Source organism: Nocardia abscessus NBRC 100374 (assembly GCF_000308455.1).
Lineage (GTDB): Bacteria > Actinomycetota > Actinomycetes > Mycobacteriales > Mycobacteriaceae > Nocardia > Nocardia abscessus.
In genome coordinates this window covers 1-18,130 of record NZ_BAFP01000145.1, presented here as the reverse complement: position 1 = coordinate 18,130, position 18,130 = coordinate 1, and the positions used below count along the sequence as shown (strand labels likewise).

Below are 18,130 nucleotides of genomic sequence, written 5' to 3'. Positions count from 1 at the left end.
TCGGTGCATTCGCGCTGGTCATGGGCCTAGGGCCAGGCGGCGAAGCAGCGAGTAGTCGCCCATCTCAGGAGAGTTTTCATGACGTCAGCGACCATTCCTGGTCTTCGTGGATCCGACGGCAAGGCGCCGACCGAGCACAGCGAACTACTCGCCTGGGTACAAGAAGTCGCCGAACTCACCCAGCCGGATCGTGTGGTGTGGGCGGACGGCTCCGACGAGGAATGGGAGCGGCTCACCGAGCAGCTCGTGGCGGCGGGGACGTTCAAGCGCCTGGACGAGAAGAAGAAGCCGAACTCCTTCCTCGCCCTCTCCGATCCCTCCGACGTGGCCCGGGTGGAATCCCGCACGTTCATCTGTTCGAAGTCCGAGGCCGACGCCGGCCCGACCAACAACTGGGTCGACCCGACCGAGATGCGCGCCACCATGACCGAGCTGTACCGCGGCTCGATGAAGGGCCGCACCATGTACGTGGTGCCGTTCTGCATGGGTCCGCTGGGCGCCGAGGACCCGAAGCTCGGCGTCGAGATCACCGACTCCGAGTACGTCGTGGTGTCGATGCGCGTGATGACCCGCATGGGCGCCGCCGCCCTGGAGAAGCTGGGCGCCGACCGCCCGTTCGTGAAGGCGCTGCACTCCGTGGGCGCGCCGCTGGCCGATGGCCAGGCCGACGTGCCGTGGCCGTGCAACGACACCAAGTACATCACCCACTTCCCCGAGGACCGGGAGATCTGGAGCTACGGCTCCGGCTACGGCGGCAACGCGCTGCTCGGCAAGAAGTGCTACTCGCTGCGGATCGCCTCGGCGATGGCCCACGACGAGGGCTGGCTGGCCGAGCACATGCTGATCCTCAAGCTGATCTCCCCGGAGAACAAGGCGTACTACATCGCCGCCGCGTTCCCGAGCGCCTGCGGCAAGACCAACCTCGCGATGATCCAGCCGACCGTGCCGGGCTGGCGCGCCGAGACCCTGGGTGACGACATCGCCTGGATGCGCTTCGGCAAGGACGGCCGCCTCTACGCGGTCAACCCGGAGTACGGCTTCTTCGGCGTCGCGCCCGGCACCAACCGCAGCTCGAACCCCAACGCCATGGCCACCGTGGAAGCGGGCAACACCGTCTACACCAACGTCGCGCTGACCGACAACGGCGACGTGTGGTGGGAGGGCCTGGAGGGTGAGCCCGACCACCTGATCGACTGGAAGGGCAACGACTGGTACCTGCGGGAGACCGAGACGCTGGCCGCCCACCCGAACTCGCGCTACTGCACGCCGATGGCGCAGTGCCCGATCCTGGCGCCCGAGTGGGACGACCCGCAGGGTGTGCCGATCTCGGCGATCCTGTTCGGCGGTCGCCGCAAGACCACCGTCCCGCTGGTCACCGAGTCCTTCGACTGGCAGCACGGCGTGTTCATGGGCGCGACGCTGTCCTCCGAGCAGACCGCGGCCGCCGAGGGCAAGGTGGGCACCGTCCGCCGTGACCCGATGGCCATGCTGCCGTTCCTGGGCTACCACGTCGGCGACTACCTGGGGCACTGGATCAACCTCGGCAAGAACGCCGACGCGGCCAAACTGCCGAAGATCTTCTACGTCAACTGGTTCCGCCGCGGCGAGGACGGCCGCTTCCTGTGGCCCGGCTTCGGCGAGAACTCCCGCGTGCTGGAGTGGATCGTCGGCCGCATCGAGGGTTCCGCCGAGGCCGAGGCGACCGCGATCGGTAACGTGCCGACCGCCACGCAGCTCGACCTGGACGGGCTGGACGTCGATCCCAAGGACGTCGACGAGGCGCTCACCGTGAACGCCGAGGAGTGGCGCAAGGAGATCCCGCTGATCGAAGAGTGGTTCGAGTTCGTCGGTGACAAGCTGCCGTCCGGCGTGCGCGACGAGTTCGAGGCGCTCAAGCAGCGTCTGGGCTGACACTCCACCCAAAGTAGCATCGCCCCGCACCATCGGACAGATGGTGCGGGGCGATTTGTTCTGCGCGACAAAAGTTTTGCCATTCGGATCCGCAAATCCCGCTCGGCGTCGGCGCTATTCGGGGAACGGCGACATCCGGATCATCATCAGGAAGCCCGCGCGGTTGAGCCAGTGAATCCGGCCCGCCGGCATCGCCTTCGCTTCCGCTCGGAAGGCCGCGACGACGTGCCGCTCGAACTCCTGGCGCGGATGACGTCGCAGCAGTTCGGCGACCCAATCCCGGTCCAGCTCCGCCAGCCGCGTCCCGAGCACGTCCACCGATGCCCCCGCGGAGACGAAGCCACCCGGATCGCTGAGATCGTCGGCGACGCCGGGTGTGATGTGGGCGGCGATGGCCGCCCCGATCGCGTCGGCCCGTTCCGGCGTGGCGCCCGCGCCGAGTGCGAGGGTAGCGGCCCGTTCCCCGCCTCCCACTGCGAAACACCTTCCGGGCGTGGGATGTTCGAGCTGCAAATCGTGCAGTAGGCAGGAGACGTAGACGAGTTCGTCGTCATAGGCGGCACCGTCGAGATCGGCCAGAACCCGTCCGAAATAGTAGGTGCGAAGCGAATGGTGCAGCACGTGCGGGGAAAGCACCTCGCGCGCCTCGGTTTCCGCCGCGACGGCGAGCTTGCTATCCGGTAGCCGCAGACCGGCGAACTCCAGTTTCCCGCGCCCCCGCCGGCCCAGCGCGAGCCGGACCCGGTTGGGCACCATGGCGGGCAACGTGCGAGCGGTCGCAACAGCCAATCGGCGGCGTTGCTCCTTCGACAATGCGCCACCGGTGCTGGTGGCCCATGCCCAATCGAGGCCCGTCGGTCCGGCCACGTTGCCCTCCTTCTCGTCGGAATCCGGTGTGCACTCGAGTCAAGTGTGCGACGAGGTCGGCGACCAGTGGCGCAAATGACAGTGATGCTCGGATTCGTGTCAAACTGGCGAGGATGAAGCAAGTGGTCGCCCTCGCGCTGGACGGGGTCATGGCCTTCGATCTGGCCTGTGCTGTTCAGGCGTTCCGGCACGGACCGGGTAAGACCGGCGTGCCGTCCGGGTTCGAGATGCGGACCTGCGGATTGCGCCCCGGGCCGGTGTGGACGCCCAATGGCTTCGAATTGCGGGTGGAGCACGGGCTGGAGGCGCTGGCGGAGGCGGATGTGGTCGTCGTGCCCGGGATCGGTATTCCGACGTTGCCCACCCCGCGGGAGGCGCTGATCGCCTTGCGAAGCGCGGCGGAGCGCGGCGCGACCATGGTGAGCATCTGCGTCGGCGCGTTCATCCTGGCCGAGGCCGGACTATTGGACGGACGACCGGCGACCACGCACTGGGCCTACTGCGGCGAGTTCGCGCAGCTGTATCCGGCGGTGCGGCTGGACCCGACGGCGCTGTACGTGGACGACGGTGACGTGCTGACCTCGGCCGGCCTGTCGGCGGGCCTGGACCTGTGCCTGCACATCGTGCGCAGGGAGCTGGGCGCGCACGCGGCGGCGGAGCTGGCCAGGTGGAACGTCACCGCGCCGCATCGAGAGGGCGGCCAGGCACAGTACGTTCCGAACGCGCCGGGCGCTGCCACTGCGGACGGCGGGCTCGCCGCCACCCTGGCCTGGGCGGTCGCCGAACCCGCTGCGGCGGCGGATGTTTCGGCGCTGGCCGCGCACGCGCTGATGAGCGAGCGCACCTTCATCCGCCGCTTCAAGGCGGAAGTGGGCACCACGCCGCGGCGGTGGCTGGACGCTCAGCGCACCGCGCGTGCCCGCGAACTTCTGGAAACCACGCGTTTGCCAGTGGAAGTCGTTGCGGCCAAGGCCGGTTTCGGCAGCGTCACCGCGCTGCGGGTGCACCTGCGCGCGGCGACCGGCGCCACACCCGCCGCGTACCGCCGGTCGCTCGGCACGTGAGCCCGGCGGGGCAACTGTGCCTCAGGGTTAATGCCGTTGCGCAGCAGGTCATTCGAATATCCTGCATGAGCTGCTTTCCGGGGACTGCGCAGAGGGCATGCCGGTGTGGAGCGGGGATGTGCGAAATTTCCACGCCTCGATGGGTTTAGCCGCGTGCGGAACGGGGTAATGATCTTGTTGAGAGATTTCGTGTACTCGTGAATTATGCTTGGCGTGTTCTTCCTTTCCCATCACACAGTCGGATTACCAACGGTTAACTGATCGACTGAACTACTTCCCTACCGACATCGGACCCGCGATGCCCGCGGCGTACGGCGAGATCGACGCGCGAGAGGTGGTTGGAGCATGGCCGATCTGGAGACGGCGAGGTCGCTTGCCCCCATGGTTGCCGAATTCGAGTCGGCGACCGCGAGTACACCGCTGCGCCGGGCCGCGGGGCGGCTGCTGGCGGTGCTGCCGCCCGGATGGCGCGTCGAAATCGTCGACGCGCCACCCCGGCGCTACGGCAACCGTGCGCCGCTGCTGCGGGTGGTCATGCCACCCGACTGATCACCCGGTCCAGCCGAGTGGCATGAGCAGCGACTTCTGCTCGCAGAACGCATCGAGACCTTCCGGGCCGTTCTCGCGTCCGAGCCCGGAGGCCTTGTAGCCGCCGAACGGCGAAGTCGGGTCGAACGCATACCAATTGATCGCGTAGGTACCGGTCCGCACCCGCGCCGCGATCTCGGCGCCGTGTTCGATATCGGCCGTCCACACCGAGCCGGCGAGGCCGTAGACCGAGTCGTTGGCGATGGCCACGGCCTCGTCCTCGGTCTCGTACGGGATGACCGACAGCACCGGCCCGAAGATCTCCTCCTGGGCGATGGTCGACTTGTTGTCCACGTCGGCGAAGATCGTCGGCTCGACGAACCAGCCTCGGTCCAGGCCCTCCGGCCGTCCGCCGCCGAGTACGAGTCGCGCGCCCTCGGCCTTGCCCTTGGCGATGTAGCCCTCGACCCGTTCGCGCTGCCGTTCGGAGATCAGCGGGCCCAGCTGCACGCTCGGGTCGTTCGGGTCGCCCACCGTCATCGTCTTCACGTGTTCGACCAGCGCGTCGAGGATCTCGTCGTACCGGCCGCGCGGGGCGAGGATGCGGGTCTGCGCGACGCAGCCCTGACCACTGTTCATCAAGCCGGAGAACGCGAGCACCGGGATGCCGGCCGCGACATCCATGTCGGGCAGCAGGATGGCGGCGGACTTGCCGCCGAGCTCGAGCGAAACGCTCTTGAGCTGACCGGTGGCGATGGCGCCGATCTTGCGGCCGACCGCGGTGCTTCCGGTGAAGGTCACCTTGTCCACGCCGGGATGCGAGACGAGGTACTCGGCCGCGTCGGGCTCGGCGGGCAGCACCGAGAGCACGCCTTCGGGCAGTCCGGCCTCGGTGAAGATGTCGGCGACCATGTTGGCCGTGATCGGCGTCAGCGGGGCGGGCTTCAGCACCACGGTGCAGCCGGCCAGCAGGGCGGGCGCGAGCTTGTTGACCGCGAGGAACAGCGGGACATTCCATGCGGTGACCGCCGCGACGACCCCGCGTGGCTCGCGGGTGACCCGCGTGGTGCCGAACCCGCCCACCCGGGTCTCCTGCCACGGGAAGGTCTCGGCCAGGGCGGCGTAGGCGTCGAGCGCGGCGACCGCGGGGATCTGGTTCAGCGTCATCGCGATCATCTGCGGCGCGCCGACCTCGGCGGTCAGCGCGGCGAGCAGGTCGGCGGAGCGCTGTTCGATCAGCCGGGCCACGCGGGTGAGCACCGCGGCGCGCTCCTTCGGCGGCGTGGCGGGCCACGGGCCGTGGTCGAAAGCGTGCCTGGCCGCGGCGACCGCGGCGTCGACGTCGGCCCGGCTCACCGCGGGGACGCTGCCCACCGGCTCGACCGTGGCCGGCGAGATGACCTGGATGCGCTCGGCGGTGGCTGGCGCGGTCCAGCGGCCGCCGATGAACAAGCTCTCGTAATGCATGAGAACACGTTACAGTTTTGCCCGCCTTCTGTCTGTAACCTGTTCCAGTTTTGCCCGCCCGCGACGCCCTGGCCAGTGTGAATCCCGACCTCTCGGTTCGCTTTTCGCAGAACGCACTATTGCGTTCTGTTGCTGGAGAGGGGATGCTGTAGCGACATATCAGCTCGCTCCATTACCCAATCGTTACCGCAAACTGGGGAGTCCGAGTCATGGCGGTGCAAGTGATCGGCCGGTCGCTGATGACCAGTGATCAAACCGAGCATCAGGCTAAGTGTGTCGGCAGCGGCGGGTGGGTGGTCTCCTTCCTACCCGGCCGCACCCTGACGATCGAGCAGGCGACCGCGGCTATGCAGGCAGCGGAGGCGGTCGCCGCCGTCGGGATGCTGGCCGACATGGTCGGTCTGACCACGCTCGAGACCGTCGGGTTGGCTATGCGGGAATCGCCGTGGAGCGAGCCCGTGCACGCGCCGTGCGGGAAGCGGCACTGGCGTCGGGGATGGCTGGAGCCTTACGTCGGCTAACTTTTAGTTGCCACAACGACCAGATTGCTCACGAGTAACTCGCGCACCAGCGGTACCCGGACCAACCACCAAGCCCAGCGGGGGTGGTAGCGCGGGAAGACGGTGTGCACCTCGGCCGGAGTGCCTGCCGCCCAGCGCAATCCGTCCGCGGCCCGCACCGCGAACAGCGACCTGCCGAACCTGTTCTTGGGTTCACGTCCGTGCTTGCGCCGGTACCGGCGCGCGGCGTACTCGCCACCGAGGTAGTGCCACGGCCCGGTCTCGTGCCCGCCGAACGGGCCGTGCCACACCGTGTAGGAGAGCACGATCAACCCGCCCGGCCTGGTCACCCGCACCATCTCGTCGGCCATCACCCACGGCTTCGAGACGTGTTCGGCGACGTTCGACGAGAAACAGATGTCGAGCGCGTCGTCGCGGAACGGCAGCGCCATCCCGGATCCGCGCACCGCGCCGGCTACCGAGAGGCCCGCGGCGTGCATCTCCGAAGGGTCGGGCTCCACCGGGATGTAGCGCGCGCCGGTGCGGGTGAACTCGTCAGCGAAGTAGCCCGGTCCGCCGCCGACGTCGAGAATCGTCGCACCGTCCAGTGACCGGCCGGTGAGGTCGGCGTAGAAATCGGCGATCATCGCCGTGCTGTCGGCAGCCAGACCGCCGTAGAACAGCGCCGGATCGGTCTGCTCGAACCGGAAGCTGCCGAGCAGCCGCAGCGACCGGCGCAGGGTCGCCCGGCGGGCGAACCGTAGCGAGCTGCCGCGTGCAGGCGTGTTTTCGGCTTTGAGCACGGCGCCGAGTTTCGCACAACCCCGATGCTGGGCATCGCGGGCGGGTGCTCGGGTTAGGGTGTACCGCGACATCCGACGTTCCCCACCGGGACCTACTGACCGAGAGAAGCTCCACCGTGCGCGAAGTCCTCCTGCTCTGCTGGCGTGACACCGGGCACCCGCAGGGCGGCGGCAGCGAGCGGTACCTCGAGCAGGTCGGCGCGCACCTCGCGGCCCGGGGGGTCAAAGTCACCCTGCGCACCGCCCGCTACCCCGGGGCGCCGCGGCGGGAGCGCATCGACGGCATCGACATCAGCCGGGCGGGCGGCCGCTACACCGTATATCCGCGGGCGCTCGCCGCGATCCTGCTCGGGAAAATCGGTCTCGGCTCGTTGCGCGGGGTGCGCCCGGACGCGGTGATCGACACCCAGAACGGCATCCCGTTCTTCGCCGCCACCGTCACCAAGGCGCCGTCGGTGGTGCTGGTGCACCACGGGCACCGCGAGCAGTGGCCGGTGGCGGGCAAGCTGGTCGGTCGCGTGGGCTGGTGGATCGAGTCGCGGCTGTCGCCCCGCGTGCACCGGCGTAACCAGTATCTGACCGTTTCGCTTCCCTCCGCGGAGGAGCTGGCCGCGCTCGGTGTGGACGGTTCGCGCATCGCGGTGGTCCGCAACGGAGCGGAACCGGTTCCAGTCGACGCGCCCACCGGCGCCGCGGAGACCCGTACTTCCGCACCCACCGTCGTCGTGCTGTCCCGCCTGGTGCCGCACAAGCAGATCGAGGACGCGCTCGCGGCCGTGGCCCGGTTGCGCGACCGCATCCCCGGCCTGCGCCTGGACGTGATCGGCGACGGCTGGTGGGCGGACAACCTGCGGGACAACGCTCGCGAACTCGGCATCGCCGACGCCGTCACCTTTCACGGGCACGTGGACGAGCGCCGTAAGCACGAACTACTCGCCCGCGCATGGGTGCATGTGCTGCCCTCCCGGAAAGAGGGGTGGGGGCTCGCGGTGATCGAGGCCGCCCAGCACGGCGTGCCGACGGTCGGCTACCGGAGTTCGCGCGGGCTCACCGATTCCATCGTCGACGGCGCCACCGGCGTCCTGGTGGACGACGTCGCGCAGTTGGCCGAAGCCGTCGGCGATCTGCTGGACGATCCGGGCGCGCGCACCGTCATGGGCGAGAAGGCGCGCGCCCGCGCTCGCGAATTCTCTTGGGAGCAAACCGGAATCGGCGTCTACGAGGTGCTGGCCGCGGCCGCCCGTGGCGAACAGGTGACCGGTTTGATCGCGCCCCGGACGGCCGACTGAACTACTGCTCGAGGCTGCCGTGCGCGGCTCGGTCTCAGCGCCGCGTTCTCGTGCGGGATCGTGCCCGGATACCGAGGACGGCAAGCGGGCTCGCGACGAGCAATGCCCCCCAGAGCAAATGGGCCGTGGCGATGACGGAGCGCTGTGCCGTCGTCGATCCGCGGGGCTCGACGACTCCGGGCACGCGATACAGCGCGAGGTCGGCGTCCTCATAGCTTCGCTCGAGCTGGGCCAGCGTCATCGCCGATGCGCCGAGCGGGCCGGGAGTGGTCCGCTCGACGAGCACCCAGCCGACTCCGAGGCGGGCCAGGTCCGGGGCCGAACCACCCTGCAGGAGAAGGGCTTCCACCTCTCCGGCGCGGGCTCCCTCGCCGGACACCGTACGCCCGCGCACCGGAAGCTCGCCGGTCTGTAAGACGTCGTTGGGCAGCATGCGCGGCGCCGGGTCGAGCACGGGCGCCGGGCCGCTGTAGCGGAACTTGCGGAACATCCCACCCGGCAGCACCGCGACATCGCCGGGACCGTCGATCCGTTCGGCGACCCGCTGCCATCCAGCGGGGTAGTGCACCGCCCGGACGGCTCCACCGGCACCCCAGGCGAGGTCGTAGAGCGGCAGCACGAGAAGAGCGACGAATACCGCCGCGAGCGTGGACGTCACGGCCGGGTGGGCCGTGGTGGGACGATCCGTCGGAGCGGACGAAAGACGCCGGGCGGTCACCGTGCAGCCCGCCGCCGCGCACAGGGCGTAGGCGGGCACGGCCAAGGCCACGTACTTCTGCGTGTCCCGCAGCAGACCCGCACCGGGTACGTGGGCTACCAGCCACTCCAGCGCGTGCATGCCCCACACCGTCGCGCCGAGCGCGGGGAACAGCACCGCGATCGCCGCGAGCAGCAGCAGTGCGCGGCGCACGTGGCGATTGTCCGGATCGGCGCCGCCCGTGGCCACGGCGCGCACGCCCAGCGCGACGATCACCAGCAGCGCCAGGGTCGCTATCACGGCCAGCGGCGTGGTGCGGGAATCGGGAACCGCCTCCGCGTTCCATATCCCGCCGAGGCCGGCCAGGCTGCCGAGCGTGCCGAGGCCGGGCTCGGCCCGCGCGGCGAAGGCCGCGATGCCCGCGGGATCGGACGGCTCGGCGCCCGCGCCCGACAGCGCGGTCGCGGCGAGCCATGGCGCGGAGGCCGCGACCCAGATGACGAGCGCCGGGAGCAGTTGGCGTCGATGGACCAGGGCGAACGCGGTCACGCCCGCCAGCAGCGCTCCGGTCGGTGTGAGTCCCGCGGCGGCGAGCGATCCGGCCAGGGCGGCCCAAGCGGACACCGTCCGGATACTCCTGCGCCGTGCCGCCGTGACGAGGGGCTGATCTACCTGGTCCTTGCCTGGAATGTCGGTTGGCGCGGTGATGCGGGTTTGATCCGCCTGGTGCTTGCCCGGTGTGTCGGTTGGCGCGGTGACGCGGGGTTGATCCGCCTGGCCCTTGCCCGGCGTGTCGGCTGGTGTAGCGCCGTGGGGGTGTTCGGGGGCGTTGGCGGGCGTGGAGCTGTGGGGGTGTTCGGGGGTGTCGGCTGGCGTGGAGCCGCCGGGGGGCTCGGAAGTATCGGCTGAGGCAGCGCCATCGGGGGGCCCGGATGCGCCGGGCGTAGCCAGTGGTGTTTCAGCTCGGCCGGTGGGTCCGGCCTGCCGGTCGTGCTGTGTGGTGTCGATCGGTGGGGCATTTTCGGCGCGTTCGGCCTCCTGCGGTGCGGCCGGTCCGACCAGGCCGTTTCCGGGCTGTACCGGTGCGTTCGCCAGGATCAGCCGACGCCGTTTCGCGGTGGCGGACGATCGGAGGCGATACGCGGCCAGCGCGGTCCACGGCAGCGCGGCATATCCGGCCAGCAGGCTCCAGTGCCCCTGCAAGAGCCGCTCGGCGACATAGGGGTTCCACAGCGCGACCGTCGCGGCGACCAATTGCGGCCCGAGCGAAGCGCGCAGCAGGTCGCGGGCCAGCATCGCCGCCCCGTATCCCGCGGCCCACAGCGCGACGACCAGAATCGCCTTGACCAGCAGCCCGCCGTCGACGAACGCCGACAGCACGGCCAGCAGCGCGTCCTGCGGCACCGCCCGTGGCGCCGCGTCGCCGAGACCGAGCGCCGAGTCGGTCGGATAACTGCGCGGCGTGCTCACCGCATCCCGCAGGAGCAGGTACCCCGGCGCCAGCAGGGGCGCGGTCACCAGCAGCGCCCCGGCCGCGCTGTATCCCGCGGCTACCGCCCGGTCTCGACCGCTCCCACTCACGCCTGAGCACTGTACGTCCCGATCCCCGCCGCCGCGGAGCGAGCGACCAGGAAGTCCGGTTCGGTCCCTCGCGCGGATATTCGCCAACCGCGCCCGGCCCGCTCGGCGAATCGGCGACGACCCTCGCCGGCTCGAGTCGGCCTACCAGGACGCCGACCTCACGCTGTATTGTGTGCCGGGCGTCATCGGTCGGTGGTTCGAAGACAGTGCAGCCAGCCGCCCTCGCGCCGAGAGTGGCTTGCGACAGCGTCACCTGACTGCACAGCCTGAAGACCCGGAGAGGCGGGGGAGCGTGTCTGCTGTCCGTCGGTTACCTGTGGTGGCGGATCTGACGTGGGTGACGGCGGGCGCGATGACCGCCAACGTCGCCGGATACCTGCTGCAACTGCTGGCCGGACGATGGCTGGGCGTCACCGGGTACAGCGAGTTCGCCAGTCTGCTCGCGGTGCAGCTGCTGTGCGCGGTACCCGCCCTGGCGTTGCAGAACGTGGTCGCCCGGGAACTGGTGCGCGGTGCGGGGACGGCGGCGCTGCGCGGGCTCCAATGGCGGTGTGCGGTGATCGTGGCCGCGGTGGCGGCGGTGCTGGTGCCGCTGGTAGCCCTCACGCTGAACGTCGGGGTGGCCGCCACGGCCGCGGCGCTCGGTGCGGCCCCCGCGCTGGTGCTGTTGTCCGGTGAGCAGGGAGTGCTGCAGGGCGGCAAGCGGTTTCGCGCGTTGGGCGTGGTGCTCGGCAGCGCGGGCATCGCCCGGGTCACGCCCGCGCTGGTGGTCCTCGCGCTGGGCGGCGGCGCGACGCTCGCGCTGTGGGCGGCGGCGTGCGGGATCGCGGCGGCGGCGCTGCTGGCCAGGCTCGTCGCCGGTGCGCAGTCCGCGCGCGCCCGCGCCGTAGTCGACCCGGGCGAGATCGCCGCCGCCCCCGGCGTGCTGCCGGTGCTGCGGGCCGCCCAGGTGCAGGCGGCGCTGATGGCGCTGTCGTCGGCCGATCTGATCGTGGTCCGGATCGTGCTCGAGGACGTGGACGCCAGCCGCTACGCGCTCGGCACCATCGCCACCAAGATCGCCTTCTGGCTGCCGCAGGCGGTGGGCGTCGTGCTCTACCCGCGCATGGCCCAGCCGACGCAGTCGGCGAGCGCGATCCGGGCGGCACTGGCGGTGCTCAGCGGAATCGGCCTCATCGCGGTGCTCGGGGCGGCGCTCGCCGCGCCGGTCGCTCCGCTGCTGGCAGGCGAGGACTACGCGCCGATCCAGGGCCTGCTGTGGGTCTTCGCGCTGCACGGCGCGCTGCTGGCCGTGCTGCAGGGCGCGGTGCTCTCGGCCATCGCCGTCGATCGCACATCCCTGGCGCTGGTCACCTGGCTTGGGCTGGCCGTCGAAGTCACCCTGATGCTGTCGCTGGCCCGCTCGATCCCGGCGCTGATCATCACGGCCGTATCGGTCGCGGCCACCACCACCGTCCTGGTCGCCGTCGTCGTCCTGCGGGCGGCCGACCGCTCGACGCGTCCGGAGCCGTTGCGCCCGGTCGGCTGACCGGCACCGCCTAGGAGCGTCGAGGGCGCGCCCCGCCACGAGATCTCCCTGATGTGCGACGACTTGGACCGAACGATGGCCGAGTGGGGGCCGGTCGCCTATCCGCTCGCGTCTGCCGAAGAGTAGCGCCCCCCCGCAACGAATTCGGCTCCCCAGCCGGTGGGCGGGGGAGCCGAATTCAGGGGCATTCAGCCGGTCAGGGCTGCTTGTTGATGCGTATCTGCTCGGTCGGCGCGTCGTCGCCGCCGCGCGGGGCCGGGCGGGAGGGAGCCGAGCCGCTCGGACGCTGGCCCGGAGCGCCGCCCGCACGCGCGGGCGTCGGAGCCGAGCCGCCCCGGATACCGAGGACCACACCGGCGATCAGGGCGATCACACCGAGGACGCCCAGGATGATCGGCATGACCCGCCCGTACAGCGACAGCTTGTCGATGTTCTCCTTGGCCACCGCGAGCTGCGACTCGATCGTGTTCTCGTCGAAGACGAGGTGCGACTTCAGCGCGGTGACCTCCGGCTTGTCGGCGGTGCGCGAGTAGAAGAGGTGCAGCGCCTCGCCACCCTTGACCACCGTGCCGGTCTCCGGCTCCACCCACAGGTCGCGGGTGTTGGTGTAGTAGCGGGTCATGGTCACCGGGGCCTCGCCGCCCTCGACACCCCACTTGGCGGCGGGCAGGCTCAGCCGGTTGGTCGGCGCCTGCACGACGTCCCACAGGCTCGTGGCCGGGACCGACATCTGGAAGTGGTAGACCTTCGTGTTGTTGATCTCGGTCTCTTCCAGGAAGTTGGCGTCGTAGGTCTTACGCACGTTGAGATCGAAGTACGGGTAGGTCTTCTTCTCGGTGCCGATCGGGAACCGGTACTGCAGACCGGTGTGCTGCACCGGCTCGGCGATGCTCTGGCCCTCGAGGTTCGCCGACACCGCGATCGAGCCGTTGGGGTCGGTGGCGACCGGCTCGCCGGTCACGCGGTCGATGGTCACCCGGTCGATGCTCGCGGTGAGCAGGCCGGTGTCGCCCTGCTTGTCGATCCGCCGCAGCGTCTGGCCCGCCTGCACCGTCATCTGCTCGGCGTCGGCCGGGTCCTCGACGGTGAGGAAGCGCTGCGAGACCAGGGGGACGTTGGTGTCGACCTTGGCCGAACCCTCCGGCGCGGTCAGCGACTTGGAGTCGAGCACGAGGCTGTCCTCACCCGGCTGGTTCGTCGCGATCGTGGTGATCTCCAGATCGAGGGGAGTTTTCGCCAGTTTGTCGACGGTGTAGGTCGGGATCATGATTGCGGCGACGATCAGCAACGCGCCGAGACCCACGAGCAGGCAGGCCACCGTCCTTCTGGTACCGGCACTCAGTGCCATGCAAACTCTCCTCGTCGTAGAACAGCAGGTCGCTCCGAGAGCACTGCGGGCATGCCGCGGCACTCGTGAGCCCCGACACTAACAGTCCGATGTCGTACCATGCGGCGTCGAGGCCGGAAACGGCCCAGAAATCGCCCGAGTCTAACGCGAAATCTGAAACGTCGGGTTATCAACTGTGGATTCGCACGGCAGACTGGAGATCGATGACCGCCACCCTGCCCACCGCCGCGCCCGCGACCGAACGGGTGCGCCCGCGCTCGTTCGTGCCCGCGCTGGAAGGCATGCGCGGGATGGCCGCGCTCGGCGTGCTGCTGACCCACGTCGCCTTCCAGACCGGCGCCTCGAACACGCCGGTCCTCGGCCGGGTGTGGGGACGGTTCGACATGGCGGTGGCGGTGTTCTTCGCACTGTCCGGGTTCCTGCTGTGGCGCCCGCACGCCGCGGCCGCGCGCGGGCTCGACACCGCCCCGCCCGTGGGCTACTACCTGCGGCATCGTGCGGCTCGCATCCTGCCCGCGTACTGGGTCGTGGTGTGCGCGGTCCTGGTGCTGCTGCCCAGCGCCGCCGGGACCGCGGGCCTGCGGGTCTGGGTGTCGAACCTGGCGCTGCTGCAGGTGTTCGTACCCCTGACGCTCACCGACGGACTCACCCAGATGTGGAGTCTCTCGGTGGAGGTGGCCTTCTATCTGGTGCTGCCGTTGCTGGCGTTCGCACTGGTGCGCCTGCGCGGACCGGCGGCGCGCCTTCGGGTGCCGGTGCTGCTCGCGTCGGCCGTCGTCAGCCTCGGCTGGAATTTCATTCCGGTGCCGACTCCGGACGCGATTCACGCGGACAACTGGCTGCCGGGTTATCTGCCCTGGTTTGCCGCGGGCATGCTCCTCGCGGAACTCGCCGAACATAGCGTTCGGCTATCACGCTGGTGGAAAATCGGGGCGAATCAGCCGCTGATGTGGACCGTCGCGACCGTCGCGTTCCTGCTCGCGGCGACCGATCTGGCCGGCCCCGCCGGGCTCACCCGGGCCGAACCTTGGCAGTACGTGGTGAAGATGGGCCTGGGCGCGGTCATCGGGTTCGCGTTGCTCGCACCGCTGGTGCTGCGGGACCCGGCGGCGCGCGGGCACCGCTGGCTGGAGTCGCCGGTGGCCGCGACGCTCGGACGCTGGTCCTACGGCATCTTCATCTGGCACCTCGCGGTGCTGTCGATCGTGTTCCCGGTGTTCGGCATCCTGCCCTTCCAGGGGGACTTCGGATACGTCCTGGTGCTCACGGCCGCCATCACCCTTCCGGTCGCCGCGGCCAGTTACGCACTGGTGGAGGAGCCGGTGCGGCGCTGGGTCCGGCACAGGGACCGGGTGCGGCGAACTCCCGAACCCGAGCCCGCCCCCTGATCGTCGGCCCGTGCGAGGTCAGCCGTCGAGTTGCCGGTGCATGTCCAGCAGGTGGTGGCGCAGCTCGTGCAGGGTGTGCACCGCCAGCCAGCGCAGGGAACGATCCGCGGGCTCGGGGTAGGGGAAGCCGAGGGTCCGCTCCCAGTCGTCGTCGCCGAGTCGCTCCAGCACGTTCGCGAACAGCAGGGCGGCGTCGCGAATCTGGCGGGCCACGTCCGCGGGGTTCTGCTGGGCGTAGCCGTCGTGCTCGACTCGCTCGTCCCGGCCCATCGGCGTGATGGTGGGGTTGTCCGAACGCCGGGCGGCAAGCACTCGCTCACGCTGAGCCAGCAGCACATCCCGGACGTGGCAGGCGTATTCCAACGGCGACCACACCTCGGGCTTGCCGCGCTGCCGTAACTTGCCGCTGTCGGCGCCGAGCAGGTCGGCGTATTCCACGGCGTGCTCCCGCGCCAGCGACGGCACGTCCGCCGCCGAAGCCAAGTCGTAGACGAAACCGCATTCGGCACAGGTGTTCACGCATGGTCACGTTAGCAACGAGTGCTATTGCGGCGCATGGCGAATCGAGGTGCTACCGAGCGGTGACGCACCGCGTGCGCTCACCGGTGTGCCCGACGCCGTCGGTTGGTGAGCGGTACGGGCGGTCAGTGCTCGGCTGTCGAGGAACCCGGGTCGTCGGACCGGTTCGACCGGGGGCGTTCGGCACGTCGCGGCAGCACCGCGATGCCCACCGCGATGATCGCGATCAACGCGGGCAGCTGCACCAGCACGGACCCACCCATATATTCGCTACCCGAGCGCCATGGGCCGGTGGACAGCGCCGCGGCGGAGAGTGTGGTGCCCACGCCCGCCACGACGACCAGCGCTCGGGGCGTGAGATACGGCGTGAAACGGGTGGCGGCCAAGGCGATCGCCGTCGCGCCCGCGCCCACCGGACCCGCGATGACAGTGGCCGCGCCGGTGAGCCCCACGGCGCCCATCCAGCGCCGGCCCCAGGTGCGGGGCGCTTCGGTGCGCGGATCCGACCGATCGGCTCCGCCCGCCTCGGCAGGGGCGGCATCCCGCCGCGCACGACGGGGGATGGCCAGGACCGCGAGTGGTACGAGCAACAGCAGGCCGCCGAAGATGCCGAGGCGGTACCAGCGGTCCGCCGGGAAAGAGACCGTCACCGGTCCGGTGGCGTCGGCAGGCAGCAGCCAGGCCTGCTGCCAGCCGTCGACCACCACCGGTTCGAGCACGCGTCCGTCCGCGCTGGTCGCGCGCCATCCGACGTTGGTGCTCAGCGGCAGCACGAGCAGGCGGGTCCCCGCCTCCGAGCCGGGCGGGGCGGGAGCTTCCGTCCCGGCGCGGTGCAAGCGGAGCCGATCCACGAAGAACAGGTCGGTCGGCCCGACCGCCACGTCGGCCCGGCCCTGCGGCAGCGCGAGTTCGTCCGGTGTGCCGGCCTGCGGCTCGGTCGCGTCGTCGGCGCAGACCCGCGCGGGCACGGGTGCGCCGGAGCGCAATTCGCCGACGGTGGCGGTCACCGTGGTGCGCAGCGTCCGCCCGCCCGCGTCGATCGTCGGCCCCAGTGCGCACGGGACGGTGATCTCGCGGTCCATCGGTGCGGCCGCGGGATAGTCCGGTCCCAGGACCGTCACCTCGGCCAACCCGGCAGGCTGGGTCTGGGCGAAGCCGAGCGCGGTCTGGTCGAGCACCGGCCGCCAGGTCCGCAAGCTGAGCTCGATCCGGTCGGTCACGGTGGGGTGCAGGGAGATCCGCGTGGGTGTGCCCGGATCTTCGTCGTCCAGCACACGGACCTGGGGGCCGTCTCCGAGATTCACCGTCACCGAGGTGGGCGCCGCGGGCAGGCCGCCGAGCGATGGGGTCAGTTCGAGGCCGGTCACCAGCGTGGGCTCGGGCAGTTCGATGGTGAGCGTCGGCCTGCCACCGGTGGTCTCGCGGACCGAGTCCTCCGGCGCGGTCCAGCTCGTGCGCGGATCGCCGTCGGTCGCGGCGAAAGCGGCGCCGCGCAAGTCGCCGACATCGGCCTTGCCCCGCGCCACCGGGCGGGCGCTGTCGGTGAGCAGCGCCTCCAGGGCCGGGCCCTGCCTGGTGCGGACGGTCAGTTCCGGCGCGACCGACATCGGTTCCGGAACCGTCAGCGTGCGTTGGAACGTCCCCGGTTCCTCGGGCGCCAAGGCCAGTCCCTTGCTGCACCGCACCCGATCGGGCGCATCGAAACACGCGCTGCGACCGGGGAATTCCTGGCCGAGATCCCAGCCCCGCACCTGCGCGCCCGCCGGGGCAGCCGGCACCACCGTTCGATGCCGGATGTCGACGCGGACCGGCGCGTTACGCTGCGAATAATCGTCCAGCCTGAGTTCACTGATGCCGAATTGCCCGCCTCCGGAACCGTTTTCGGTGCGGATGGCGGTGATGGTCAGCCATTCGGTACGACCGGCGGGCAGCGAAACCGAGACCGGCGCACCGGGTTCGGACACCCGGACCGAGACGGTGCCGTTGGCGGTGCGCACTTCGATCCACTTGACCGGGTCGCCGATGGCGGCCGAGCTGGTGGTGAGGTTCAGTTGCCCGGTCTGGATGGGGCGATCGAGATCGAGCCGGAGCCACTGCCCCAAGGCGCGTTCGATGCCGCTGCTGATCCACGAGGTGGCCGGATCGCCGTCGACGACGGCAGCGGTCGAGCTTCCCGGCGCCGCGCCACCGAGCTGGGTGGCGTCCGCGGCCGAACTCGACGCGGTGATCGTCGCGCCGGACCATTCACCGCGCACCAGCTCGGCGCCGGGCACCGGATAGTCGGGCACCAGATTGTGGGTACGGCGCGCGTCGTCGGGAGCACGCAGCGCAGAGTTGTGGTTGTCCACCCGGCCGAAATCGGCCTCGCGATCCATCGGTGTGTCGGTGACGGTCACCGGACCGGTCGGTAACCCGGCCCGGGTCGCGTCGGCGGCGAGCAAGGTGGGTGTCCGGGCGGCGCCCGGATCGCGGTGCATCCGTTCGAGCACTTCGGGTCCGCCCTGAACGACCGGAACATTCCCGAGCGGAACGGTGTACGCGCCGGGGAACGCCTCCGGCGCGCCGGTACCGCTGCGCACCTCGGCGGGTGACCCCCGCCCCGGCGCGCCCACCCGGTAGATCTCGACCGCCGGGTACGGC

The 18,130-nt window shown here is 70.4% G+C and carries 14 protein-coding genes; 7 read left to right on the top strand and 7 right to left on the bottom strand.

Going from position 1 to position 18,130, the window contains the following annotated elements:
• Positions 1–78: 78 nt before the first annotated feature.
• Positions 79–1,911 carry a phosphoenolpyruvate carboxykinase (GTP) gene (locus tag ON19_RS29620; RefSeq protein ID WP_043700084.1) on the top strand — a complete coding sequence of 611 codons (1,833 nt, stop codon included), beginning with the start codon at positions 79–81 and terminating at the stop codon, positions 1,909–1,911.
• A 114-nt stretch (positions 1,912–2,025) separates the two neighbouring features.
• On the opposite strand, the gene ON19_RS29615 is transcribed toward ON19_RS29620, so the two are convergent.
• Positions 2,026–2,778 (bottom strand): HD domain-containing protein, encoded by a 753-nt coding sequence (locus ON19_RS29615; RefSeq protein ID WP_043700081.1) that lies wholly within the window; start codon positions 2,776–2,778, stop codon positions 2,026–2,028.
• A 113-nt stretch (positions 2,779–2,891) separates the two neighbouring features.
• Here ON19_RS29615 and ON19_RS29610 point away from each other — a divergent pair, with 113 nt between their 5' ends.
• A complete protein-coding gene (locus ON19_RS29610; RefSeq protein WP_043700078.1) occupies positions 2,892–3,842 on the top strand; it encodes a GlxA family transcriptional regulator in 951 nt (316 codons plus the stop codon).
• A gap of 345 nt (positions 3,843–4,187) precedes the next feature.
• Positions 4,188–4,391, top strand: coding sequence for a hypothetical protein (locus ON19_RS29605; RefSeq protein WP_043700075.1), 204 nt, complete (start codon positions 4,188–4,190; stop codon positions 4,389–4,391).
• Here the strand turns inward: ON19_RS29605 and ON19_RS29600 are convergent, their stop codons facing one another.
• The gene (locus tag ON19_RS29600; RefSeq protein WP_043700072.1) at positions 4,392–5,837 is read right to left on the bottom strand and encodes an aldehyde dehydrogenase; all 1,446 of its coding nucleotides are present in this window, start codon (positions 5,835–5,837) and stop codon (positions 4,392–4,394) included.
• A 209-nt stretch (positions 5,838–6,046) separates the two neighbouring features.
• Between ON19_RS29600 and ON19_RS29595 the strand changes: the two genes are divergently transcribed.
• Entirely contained in the window at positions 6,047–6,358 is a 312-nt protein-coding gene (locus ON19_RS29595) for a hypothetical protein (RefSeq protein ID WP_043700069.1), read from the top strand.
• On the opposite strand, the gene ON19_RS29590 is transcribed toward ON19_RS29595, so the two are convergent.
• On the bottom strand, positions 6,355–7,140 hold the full coding sequence (locus tag ON19_RS29590) for a class I SAM-dependent methyltransferase (protein ID WP_051169419.1): 786 nt from the start codon (positions 7,138–7,140) through the stop codon (positions 6,355–6,357). The genes ON19_RS29595 and ON19_RS29590 overlap by 4 nt on opposite strands.
• Positions 7,141–7,256: 116 nt before the next feature.
• Between ON19_RS29590 and ON19_RS29585 the strand changes: the two genes are divergently transcribed.
• A complete protein-coding gene (locus tag ON19_RS29585; RefSeq protein ID WP_043700066.1) occupies positions 7,257–8,429 on the top strand; it encodes a glycosyltransferase family 4 protein in 1,173 nt (390 codons plus the stop codon).
• A gap of 34 nt (positions 8,430–8,463) precedes the next feature.
• On the opposite strand, the gene ON19_RS44050 is transcribed toward ON19_RS29585, so the two are convergent.
• Entirely contained in the window at positions 8,464–10,707 is a 2,244-nt protein-coding gene (locus ON19_RS44050; RefSeq protein WP_051169418.1) for an MmpA family trehalose lipid delivery protein, read from the bottom strand.
• Between the two features lie 352 nt (positions 10,708–11,059).
• Here ON19_RS44050 and ON19_RS29575 point away from each other — a divergent pair, with 352 nt between their 5' ends.
• Positions 11,060–12,235, top strand: a complete 1,176-nt coding sequence (locus ON19_RS29575) for a polysaccharide biosynthesis protein (protein ID WP_227954957.1) — start codon at positions 11,060–11,062, stop codon at positions 12,233–12,235.
• A 196-nt stretch (positions 12,236–12,431) separates the two neighbouring features.
• Here ON19_RS29575 and pgfA read toward each other — a convergent pair whose 3' ends face one another.
• Complete coding sequence (gene pgfA / locus ON19_RS29570) at positions 12,432–13,583, bottom strand: cell envelope lipid trafficking protein PgfA (protein WP_043700062.1); 1,152 nt, start codon at positions 13,581–13,583, stop codon at positions 12,432–12,434.
• Between the two features lie 203 nt (positions 13,584–13,786).
• Here pgfA and ON19_RS29565 point away from each other — a divergent pair, with 203 nt between their 5' ends.
• Positions 13,787–14,971, top strand: coding sequence for an acyltransferase family protein (locus ON19_RS29565; RefSeq protein ID WP_043700060.1), 1,185 nt, complete (start codon positions 13,787–13,789; stop codon positions 14,969–14,971).
• Between the two features lie 18 nt (positions 14,972–14,989).
• Here ON19_RS29565 and ON19_RS29560 read toward each other — a convergent pair whose 3' ends face one another.
• Complete coding sequence (locus tag ON19_RS29560) at positions 14,990–15,490, bottom strand: DinB family protein (RefSeq protein ID WP_174377742.1); 501 nt, start codon at positions 15,488–15,490, stop codon at positions 14,990–14,992.
• 125 nt (positions 15,491–15,615) lie between these two features.
• The coding region (locus ON19_RS29555; protein ID WP_043700058.1) for an alpha-(1->3)-arabinofuranosyltransferase domain-containing protein at positions 15,616–18,130 on the bottom strand (2,515 nt) is incomplete at its 5' end.